Source organism: Roseomonas sp. HF4, from assembly GCF_005222755.1.
GTDB lineage: Bacteria > Pseudomonadota > Alphaproteobacteria > Acetobacterales > Acetobacteraceae > Neoroseomonas.
The window spans coordinates 201,587-211,124 of the sequence record NZ_STGD01000011.1 but is presented as its reverse complement, the minus strand read 5'-3'; the positions used below and the strand labels follow the sequence as shown (position 1 = coordinate 211,124).

The 9,538-nt window shown below is 73.0% G+C and carries 7 protein-coding genes; 6 read left to right on the top strand and 1 reads right to left on the bottom strand.

All coding sequences use genetic code 11. The annotated features are described in order from the left end of the window. Positions 1–305: 305 nt before the first annotated feature. The 6 genes from E8M80_RS17520 (at position 306) to E8M80_RS17495 (ending at position 5,374) form a co-directional block, all read left to right on the top strand. Positions 306–1,235: a LysR family transcriptional regulator gene (locus E8M80_RS17520; protein WP_137126993.1), complete on the top strand. Its 930-nt coding sequence runs from the start codon at positions 306–308 to the stop codon at positions 1,233–1,235. 113 nt (positions 1,236–1,348) lie between these two features. Next, complete coding sequence (locus E8M80_RS17515) at positions 1,349–2,311, top strand: MBL fold metallo-hydrolase (protein WP_137126992.1); 963 nt, start codon at positions 1,349–1,351, stop codon at positions 2,309–2,311. A 36-nt stretch (positions 2,312–2,347) separates the two neighbouring features. Next, positions 2,348–2,518: a DUF1348 family protein gene (locus E8M80_RS17510; protein ID WP_137127014.1), complete on the top strand. Its 171-nt coding sequence runs from the start codon at positions 2,348–2,350 to the stop codon at positions 2,516–2,518. Positions 2,519–2,621: 103 nt separating this feature from the next. Further along, the gene (locus E8M80_RS17505) at positions 2,622–3,095 is read left to right on the top strand and encodes a YHS domain-containing (seleno)protein (RefSeq protein WP_137126991.1); all 474 of its coding nucleotides are present in this window, start codon (positions 2,622–2,624) and stop codon (positions 3,093–3,095) included. A gap of 458 nt (positions 3,096–3,553) precedes the next feature. Next, positions 3,554–4,081: a hypothetical protein gene (locus E8M80_RS17500; protein ID WP_137126990.1), complete on the top strand. Its 528-nt coding sequence runs from the start codon at positions 3,554–3,556 to the stop codon at positions 4,079–4,081. A gap of 222 nt (positions 4,082–4,303) precedes the next feature. Then, positions 4,304–5,374: a kelch repeat-containing protein gene (locus tag E8M80_RS17495; RefSeq protein WP_137126989.1), complete on the top strand. Its 1,071-nt coding sequence runs from the start codon at positions 4,304–4,306 to the stop codon at positions 5,372–5,374. A gap of 153 nt (positions 5,375–5,527) precedes the next feature. Here E8M80_RS17495 and putA read toward each other — a convergent pair whose 3' ends face one another. Next, positions 5,528–9,190, bottom strand: a complete 3,663-nt coding sequence (putA, locus tag E8M80_RS17490) for a trifunctional transcriptional regulator/proline dehydrogenase/L-glutamate gamma-semialdehyde dehydrogenase (RefSeq protein ID WP_240790094.1) — start codon at positions 9,188–9,190, stop codon at positions 5,528–5,530. Between the last annotated feature and the right edge of the window lie 348 nt (positions 9,191–9,538).

Sequence of the window (9,538 nt, the reverse complement as noted above, 5' to 3'; positions counted from 1 at the left end):
ACCAACTCCACCATCTGCCGCCGGAACTCCGGCGGGTAGGGCACTCTGAATCTCGGCATCTCGAACACCTCCGTCTCAAGCCTCGGGGTGTCCACGAAACCGGGTCAACTTCAACTTCACTTCCACACGGGCCCTGCTGCGATAGGCGGTGTCCGCCCAGACACCGTTCTCGGTGTTGGTCGGGTCCAGCACCGCGCCGATGAAGCTGCTCCCGACGCCGGCGGCGCCAATGCACGCCATCGGCGAGAGATTGTTCCCCGTGGCGCAATGGCGCAGGCTCCGTGCCCGGGGTGTGCGGGGCGACGATGGACCGTCTGCAGAGCATGGAGATCTTCGTCACGGTCGCCGAGACCGGCGGCTTCGCCAAGGCCGCCGCGCGACTGCACCTCTCGCCGCCGGTCGTCACGCGCGCCGTGGCCGCGCTGGAGGAACGCCTCGGCGTGCGCCTGTTGAACCGCACGACGCGCAGCGTCGCGCCGACCGAAGCAGGCCTGCGCTTCCTGGAACGGGCACGCACCCTCCTGCAGGAGATCGACGAGGCGGAGAAGGCCGCCACCGGCGAATTGGCGCTGCCGACGGGGCAACTGACGGTCACCGCCTCCGTCTCCTTCGGGCGACATGCGGTGGCGTCCGTGGTCGCGGAGTATCTGCGCGCCAATCCGCGCGTCACCGTCTCCCTGCTCATGCTCGACCGGCAGGTGAACCTCATCGAGGAGGGCGTGGACATCGCGGTGCGGATCGCCGATCTGCCGGATTCGAGCCTTGTCGCGCGCGCGGTCGGACGCGTGCGGCGGCTGCTGGTCGCGAGCCCCGACTACCTCGCGCGCCGCGGCATGCCGTCCACGCCGGCCGATCTGCGGCTGCACGAGGTGATCGGCTTCACCGGCCTGATGCCCAATCGCGAATGGCGCTTCATGCAGGACGGGCGCAGCGCGGCGCTGCGCCTCGCGCCGCGGTTCGAGCTGAACGACGCGGCCGCCGCCATCGCCGCCGCCGAGGCGGGCGAGGGCATCACCGTCGCGCTCTGCTACATGGTGGCCGGCGCGATTCGCGAAGGGCGGCTTGTGCCGCTGCTCGCCCCGTTCACCGCGTCCGCGGTGCCGGTCCACCTGGTCACGCCGCAGGCGCGGCTGGTGGCGCCGAAGGTGCGCGCCTTCCTCGACCTCGCCGCGCCGCGGCTGCGTGCGCGCCTGACCACCGATCTCGCCGTTCATCTTGAGGCCGCGCTGGCCTGATCATTGTCGCGGACGAAAGAGAGTGTTTCCGGCGCCGCGCATTCCGCAGGCGCCGCCGCGGCGCGATCTTCCCGGCACCGCAATGCGCGGCACCGCCCGGAAGGATCCCGCCCATGCCGCTGCTCTCCCGCCGCCTGTTCGGCAACGCCCTGCTCGCCGCGCCGTTGCTGGGCGCAAGCCCGGCCGCCGTCACCATCGCCGCCGCCGCGACGCCCGCCGCGCCGTCGCCCGTCATCCGCCGGCGCGTCGGGCGCTTCGAGGTGACCTTCCTGCTCGATGGCTACATCGACTTCCCGTATGCGGTGTTCACCGGCATCGCGCCGGATGCGCTGGAGGGCGCGGCGCGCGGCCTGCACATCGCGCGGCCCACGGGCGTGCGGTCCGGCTTCACCCAGTGGCTGATCCGCGACGGCCGCCACACCGTGCTGGTGGATGCCGGCCCGGCCGGCACGGTCAGCCCGACGAGTGGCCGCCTGCCGCAGGCGCTCGCAGCGGCGGGCGTGCAGCCCGCGCAGGTGGAGGCCGTGATCGCCACGCACCTGCATGTGGACCATATCGCCGGGCTCGTGGCCGGCGGCCGCCGCGTCTTCCCGAACGCCGAGGTCTTCGCCGACCGGCGTGACGTCGCGCACTTCACCGACCCCGCCAAGGCCGCCGCCGCGCCGGACCTGCTGAAAAGCTCCTTCCAGGCGGCCTCCGAGCTGGTGCGGCTCTATCCGCGCCTGCAGCGCGTGGACGGTGCGCGCAGCATCATCCCCGGTGTGACCACCTTCGACCTCGCCGGCCATACGCCTGGCCAGGTCGGCGTGCGCATCGAGGATGGCGGCCAGAGCCTGCTGCTGGTCTCCGACATGCTGTTCCACCCCGGCCTGCATCCGGCGCATCCGGGCATCGGCATCCTGTTCGAACAGGACCGCGCGGCGGCGGATGCCTCCCGCGCGCGCTTCTTCGACCAGGCGGCCGCCGAGGGCGCGCCGCTCGCCGCGACGCACATGCCCTTCCCCGGCGTCGGGCGCATCATCCGCTCGGGCAGCGCGCGCACCTGGCTGCCGGCCGATTTCGACTACGCCGCCTGAGGCGGGCCGCAGCATGACCGACGAGACCCGCCCCCGCTGCCGCCCTTCAGCCGCGAAAGCGCGACCCTGAAGGTGCGCGCGGCGGAGGAAGCCCGGAACGGCCCCGCCCCCGCACACGTGGCGCGGGCCAACACCGAGGACGGCCGCTGGCGGAACCGCGCCGAGTTCCCCGAGGGGCACGAGGAGACACGTTCACCGACGACGTGAACGAGGTGTTCGCCACCGATGTGGACTTCCCGATCGAGGCAGCGCGGCGGTGCAGGTTCTCCCCGCGTGAACGACGATCCTTGCACGGACAGGAGAAGAAACGATGACCATCACGATCGACCGCCGCCTCATGCTCGGCGGCCTTGCCGCCGCGTCCCTCGGGGGCTCCTCCCTCGCGCTCGCGCAGTCCCGCACGGGCGGAACCATCAACCAGATGCATGCCGGCCAGGCCCTGAAGGGGTACGACGCTGTCGCATACTTCACCCGCGGCACCGCGATGATGGGCGAAGAGGCGCACAGCTTCGCATGGAGCGGCGGCGTCTGGCGCTTCGCCTCCACCGCGAGCATGGAGGCCTTCCGCCGTGAACCCACCCGCTTCGCGCCACAGTTCGGCGGCTTTTGCGCCTGGGGCATGGCCAACGGAAAGCTGTTCGACGTCGACCCGTTGAATGGCTGGGAGATCCAGGACGGCAAGCTCTACGTCATCTTCAACGCCGCGGTGCTGCGGATGTGGCAGGCGGACCGGGCGAACCTCCTGCGCCGCGCCAACGGCAACTGGCCGCAGATCAACGTCTGAGGCCGGCGGGGTGGTTCGGCCACCGTCTTGCCCTGGCCGACCTGCACTACCGCCCGCGGCCGCTTCGCTACGGTCTTCTCCGGCGTGCGCGCCTTCTTCGGCCCCATCCCACGACCGTCCATCCCTGCCGCCGTACTGCATCACCGGCGGACCGCTTCCGGGGTCAGGTCGGCCCGGCGGACACGTGTCGGGCGAGCCTCGATCGGGACGCGACCCCGGCAGTTGGACGGCGCCGCCACCGCCGCGGCCCGGCTGCCGAGTCCGGCGAGAGCTCGAAGACGCGCCGATCTGGCCTCAACCTTAAGTCCTTGAAACGAAAATGCCTTTTTTAGTCGCCACGGCCGGATTTGAGTTATCCGGCCGACTCGGCAATTGTTGTGCGCGCGCGGACCGTTGATCGCCTACCAGGGTTCATCGTGCCGCATTCGCGAAGCCCCACCTCGCAATACTGGACGTCCATGGACGACAAGGACCACGTCTTCGCCCGCTTCAGGGACGACAAGCCCGTGCCCGGCGATCGGCGCGAGACGCTCACGATTCCGCGGCGTGGCGGGGCCACCGGCAGCCGGGTGGTCGAGGTCGTGCATGTGCGATCCGGCGGGGCGCCGACAACGGCAGGCCAGGCCAGGCGCCCGACGTCCACCGATCGCGCCGCGACATGGGAGAAAGGGTTTCCGGCACGGCCGCCCGCCGGACTCCCGGGCGATGCCGCTCCGGCGGGACGCGAGGCGGCGAAGCCGACGACCCATGTGATGCCTGCCTGGCGGCCGACGGCGGTTCACCCCGCGGCCGACATGCCGGTTCGGGCCGACCCGCCCGCGGTATCCGCTGTCGCGGCGCTTGGAGCAGGGGCGCGCAGGCCATCGAGGCGCGTCGCCGATCCCTTCGATGCCGGCGACGAAGGCGCGAACTGCATGCGCTGCGGCTATGCGATCGAACCGGCGCGGGAGAAGCGGGGACTGATGACCTGCTCGGCGTGCGGCTAGTTCCGATGGGCAATCGCCGCGCCTGATCGCCATCGGCTTCCTTCAGGCGCCGCGGGCGCGGGCATCGGCACCGCCACCGATGGCTGCGCGGCGATGCCGCAGCCCTGCCGGGCCGCCGCCGTTTTCCTCTGGCAAACCGTCCCGTCCCGGCCATGATGCGGCTGCACGTCCTTCCCGGCCCGGGACGCGCCCGCCATCGAGGGACGACGGAGACCGCCGCCCATGCCCATCCCCAGACGCCACCTGCTCGCGGGCAGCGTTGTGCTGGCCGCTGGGCCTGCCCTGGCGCAGGGCAACGTCCACCAGCACCAGGCCGGGCAGTTCGAGCGCCTGAACCAGCCCGGCCGCGTGGACCTGCCGGACCTGCACCACGCGCATGCGGTGACCGAGAGCCCCGCGCCGCGCGCCGCGCGGCAGGGTGCCTGGCGCGCGCTGTCGCCGCTGCCGGTGCCGCGTACCGAGATGGCCTGGGCGGTCGAGTATCGGGGGCGGATGCACCTGGTCGGCGGCTATGCGGAACAGCGCGTCGACCGCCCCTACCACCACGCCTACGACGCCGTCGCCGACCGCTGGGAGGAATTGCCGCAGCTGCCGCGCGGCGCCAACCATGTCGGCGTCGTGGCGCATGGCGGCCGTCTCTACGCGTTCGGCGGCTTCCTCGAACAGAACCGTACGCCGCATGACGGCGCCTATGCCTTCGACGGGCAGCGGTGGCACACGCTGCGCCGCCTGCCCGAGGCCTGCGGCGCCATGGCCTGCGTCTCGCTCGGCGAGGTCATCCACATCATCGGCGGCGCCATCGGCTCGGACAACCGGCGCTCGATCGACTGGCACCTGGTCTACGACCCGCGCACCGACCGCTATTCGCGGCGCCAGCCGATGCCGCTCGGGCGCGACCATGCCGGCGTCGTCGCAGTCAACGGCGTGATCCACCTGATCGCCGGCCGCGTGGACAGCTTCCACACCAATTCTAACCTGCACCACACCTATGATCCGCGCGGCGACGCCTGGACCTTCCGCGCCCCGATCCCGACCGCGCGCTCGGGCCATGGCTGCGTCTGGTACCGCGACCGCATCTTCTGCATGGGCGGCGAGGGCACGAACCGCGTCTATGGCCAGAACGAGGCCTACGACCCCGCGACGAATACCTGGGAATCCTACGCGCCGATGCTGACCCCGCGGCATGGCATGGGTGCGGTGGTGATCGGGGACGCGATCTACGTCGCCGGCGGCGGGCCGCAGATGGGCGGCGGCGTGAAGAGCGCGATCAACGAGGCGTTCAGCCTCGGCTAGAGCAATATCCGATCAGATGGAATCATCTGATCGGATTTCTTGCTCCGGAAAACATATGTTCCAGACGAGCTTGTGCCCGATCGGCGGAACCGCGCGGCTGTTCCATCCTATCGCGCGCTGCTCCAGGCGAGCGCCGGTCCGCGGGCGTCGCGATCACCCGATGCCCATCAGGCTGGCGTTGCCGCCGACCGCGGCCGTGTTGGTGCTGATGCTGCGCTCGGCGAGCAGGAACTCGAGCGGGTAGTCGCCGTCGCGCGCCGCGAAGACCGGCCGGACCGGCCCGTCGAGGGCCGCGATGTCGCGGCAGAGGCGTTGCAGCGCATCGCCCGTCGCCTCCGCCAGCACGGCCGCGCATGGCGCCGCCTGCGACGGCTCCACCAGGCGCACGCGTCCGGCCAGCGCGGCCGGCAGCCCCGCCAGAAGGGGGCGCAGCGCGGCCGTGGCCGCGACCAGCGCGGCATTGCCCGTGGCCAGCGCGGCACCGACCTGCGCGAAAAGCCCGGGCGCCGTCTCCGGGACGCAGAACAGCGCGCCGCGCGGTTCGAGCAGGTAGTGGTTGGCCTCGCCCACCGGCCCCGGCAGGTCGAGGCCGAGCCCGACGCGCGCGCGGCGCGCCTGTTCCGCGCAGCGGCCGGCCGCCGCCACATGGCCACCGGCCGCGAGCCAGTCCCGCCAGGCGAGCGCGGCTGCCATCGGGGCGGGCGCCGGCGGCAGCGGCGGCTCCGCCGGCGCGTGGGCGAGCAGGCGGCGCAGGTAGAGCGGCCCGCCCGCCTTGGGCCCCGTGCCCGACAGGCCATGCCCGCCGAAGGGCTGCACGCCGACGACAGCGCCGATCAGGCTGCGGTTGACGTAGAGATTGCCCGCGGCGGCGCGGGCCGTGACATGCGCGATGGTCTCGTCGATCCGCGAATGCACGCCGAAGGTCAGCGCATAGCCGGTGGCGGCGATGTCGCCGAGCAGCGCGTCGAGCCCGTCGCGGTCGAAGCGCAGCACGTGCAGCACGGGGCCGAACACCTCGCGCCCGAGATCGCCCATGCGCTCGATTTCGATCAGTGTCGGCGCCACGAAGGTTCCCCTGGCGCAGTCCGCGGGCAGCGGCAGCGCATGGACCGGTCGGCCGCGTGCGCGCATCGCGTCGACATGCGCGAGGATGCCGTCGCGCGCCTCGGCCGTGATCACCGGCCCGATATCGGTCGAGAGCCGGTCCGGCCTGCCGGTGGCGAGTTCCGCCATTGCGCCCCTGAGCATCGTGAGCACGCGGTCGGCGATGTCGCGCTGCAGGCACAGGACGCGCAGCGCCGAGCAGCGCTGCCCGGCGCTGTCGAAGGCGGAGGCCAGCACGTCCGCCACCACCTGTTCGGGCAGGGCGGAGCTGTCCGCCACCAGCGCGTTCTGCCCGCCGGTCTCGGCCACCAGCGGCACGGGCAGCCCATCGGGGCCGAGGCGCCCCGCGAGGCTGCGCGCGATCAGCCGCGCGACCTCGGTCGAACCGGTGAACATCACGCCATGGATGCGCGCGTCGCCGACCAGCGCGGCGCCGACCGCGCCGTCGCCCGGTAGGCATTGCAGCGCGCCGCGCGGCACGCCGGCCTCGTGTAGCACCCGCACGGCGAGGTCCGCGACCAGCGGCGTCTCCTCGGCCGGCTTGGCCAGCACGGCGTTGCCGGCGGCGAGCGCCGCCGCGACCTGCCCCGTGAAGATCGCGAGCGGGAAGTTCCAGGGCGATATGCAGGCGACGACGCCGAGCGGGCGATGCGTCGCGTTGTCGAACCCGCGCCTGACCTGCGCGGCGTAGTAGCGCAGGAAATCCACCGCCTCCCGCACCTCGGCCACGGCGTTGGGGAAGGACTTCCCGGCTTCCCGCACGATGAGGCCGAGCAGCGCGGGCATGCGCGCCTCCATCAGCCCGGCCGCGGCATCGAGGCAGGCGGCGCGCGCCGCCGGGGGCATCGCGGCCCAGGCCGGCGCTGCCGCCGCCGCGTGGCGCAGCGCGGCGGCGACGGCCTCCGGCGTCGCATCCCGCACCGTGCCGACGAGGTCATCGCGGTCGGCCGGGTTGCGGATCTCGCGCGGCGTTCCTGCAACCGGCCCCTCGGCGATCAGCGGTTCGGCAGCGACGGGCGTGGCGGCGCCCAGCAGGGCGGCCTCGGCAATAACCGCGAGCGTGCGCTCGCTCGTGAGGTCGAGCCCGGCGGAATTCGCGCGTTCGGGGGCGAACAGGTCGCGCGGGGCGCGGATGCGCGGATGTGGCGCGCCGGGCGGCAGGATGGCGCGCGCCTCCGCCACCGGGTCGGCGACAAGCAGGTCGACCGGCACCGCCGGGTCGTGGATACGGTTGACGAAGGAGGTGTTCGCGCCGTTCTCGAGCAGCCGCCGCACCAGGTAGGCGAGCAGCGTCTCATGCGTACCGACGGGCGCGTAGATGCGGCAGGGGCGGTCCAGCCCGCCGCGGCCGACGACCTCCTCGTACAGCGGCTCGCCCATGCCGTGCAGGCACTGGAACTCGTACTGTCCGGGGTGGAAGTCGCTGCCCGCCATGGCGTGGATCGCCGCCAGCGTCTGCGCGTTGTGCGTCGCGAACTGCGGGAAGGCCGCATCCGGCGCCGCCAGGAGCTTCCGCGCGCAGGCGAGGTAGGAGACATCCGTGTGGACCTTGCGCGTGAAGACGGGGAAGTCCTCCAGCCCGTCCACCTGCGCGCGCTTGATCTCGCTGTCCCAGTAGGCGCCCTTCACCAGGCGGACCATCAGACGATGGCCGCTGCGGCGCGCCAGGTCGATCAGCCAGTCGAGCACGAAGGGCGCCCGCTTCTGGTAGGCCTGCACGACGAAGCCGATGCCGTCCCAGCCGCGCAGCTCCGGCGCGACGCAGAGCGCCTCCAGCAGGTCGAGGGAGAGGTCGAGCCGGTCGGCCTCCTCCGCGTCTATGTTCAGCCCGATGTCGTGCCGCCGTGCCCTGGCCGCGAGGGCGAGCAGCCGCGGCAGCAACTCGGCCATGACACGCGCGCGCTGGGCGCGCGTATACCGCGGATGCAGCGCGGATAGCTTGATCGAGATGCCGGGGCCGTCGTGGATGCCGCGCCCGTCCGAGGCTCGACCGATGGCCTCGATCGCATCCTCATAGGCCGCGAGGTAGCGGGCGGCGTCGGCCGCGGTCAGCGCTGCCTCGCCCAGCATGTCGTAGGAATGGCGGAAGCCGCGCGCCTCCGGGCGGCGGCTGTTGGCCAGCGCCTGGGCGATCGTCTCGCCGGCGACGAACTGTTCCCCCATCATGCGCATGGCGAGGTCGACGCCCTTGCGGATGATGGGCTCGCCGCCGCGCGCGATCAGCCGTGTCAGTGCCGCGCCGAGGCCCGGCTCGGTGCCGGTCGAAGCCAGCCGCCCGGTGACCATCAGCCCCCAGGTCGCGGCATTGACGAAGATCGAGGGGCTGTGGCCGATATGCGAGCGCCAGTCCCCGTCGGCGAGCTTGTCGCGGATCAGCGCGTCGCGCGTGGCGGTGTCCGGGATGCGGAGCAGCGCCTCGGCCAGGCACATGAGCGCGACGCCTTCCTGGCTCGACAGCGCGAATTCCTGGATCAGCCCCTCGACGCCGCCGCGGCTGCCCTTGGCGCGCAGCGCGCCGACGAGGCGCCGCGCCGTGGCCTCGGCGGCGGCGGCCTGTGCTACGGGCAGGGCAGCGGCGGCGATCAGCGGCGGAAGGCAGGCCTCCTCCGCGCGGCGGCAGGCGGCGGTGATGCGCGCGCGCAGCGGCGCCTCTGCGCGGACATCCTCCGCGAAGGCGCGGAAGGGCGGGTCGGCGGGGCCGGGGTCAGCCAAGGAGGTGTCGCGCCGGGGCGCCCCCGATCCCGCGAATGGCAGCGCGAAACCCTCCGACCGGGCCGGTGCCGGTCCTCCGCTTGGGTGCGGCGCCCCGGGCGGGCGCCATGGCTCGTCGCGTCATGGCGGCATTCGATACCACGGCCGCAGCGCCGCGGGGTGTCCGGTCGGCGCCTGGGCGCCCCGCTCGGCACCCTGGTCGACGCCGCCGGCGCGCATGGCGGCGGCCCCTTGCGCCTGCCGGTCGGCGCGGTGGCCGGGCTCGCGCCGGCGTGGCGCGGGCGGATGGCGGAACGGATGCCCGTCACGGCGACATGGCGCCGCCGCGCCTCCGGCCCGGGCGCGGCT

Excerpts from the sequence above, each read along its gene's own strand:
- E8M80_RS17520 (WP_137126993.1), top strand. The coding sequence starts at position 306 with ATGGACCGTCTGCAGAGCATGGAGATCTTCGTCACGGTCGCCGAGACC.
- E8M80_RS17500 (WP_137126990.1), top strand. The coding sequence starts at position 3,554 with ATGGACGACAAGGACCACGTCTTCGCCCGCTTCAGGGACGACAAGCCC.
- E8M80_RS17515 (WP_137126992.1), top strand. The coding sequence starts at position 1,349 with ATGCCGCTGCTCTCCCGCCGCCTGTTCGGCAACGCCCTGCTCGCCGCG.
- E8M80_RS17505 (WP_137126991.1), top strand. The coding sequence starts at position 2,622 with ATGACCATCACGATCGACCGCCGCCTCATGCTCGGCGGCCTTGCCGCC.
- E8M80_RS17495 (WP_137126989.1), top strand. The coding sequence starts at position 4,304 with ATGCCCATCCCCAGACGCCACCTGCTCGCGGGCAGCGTTGTGCTGGCC.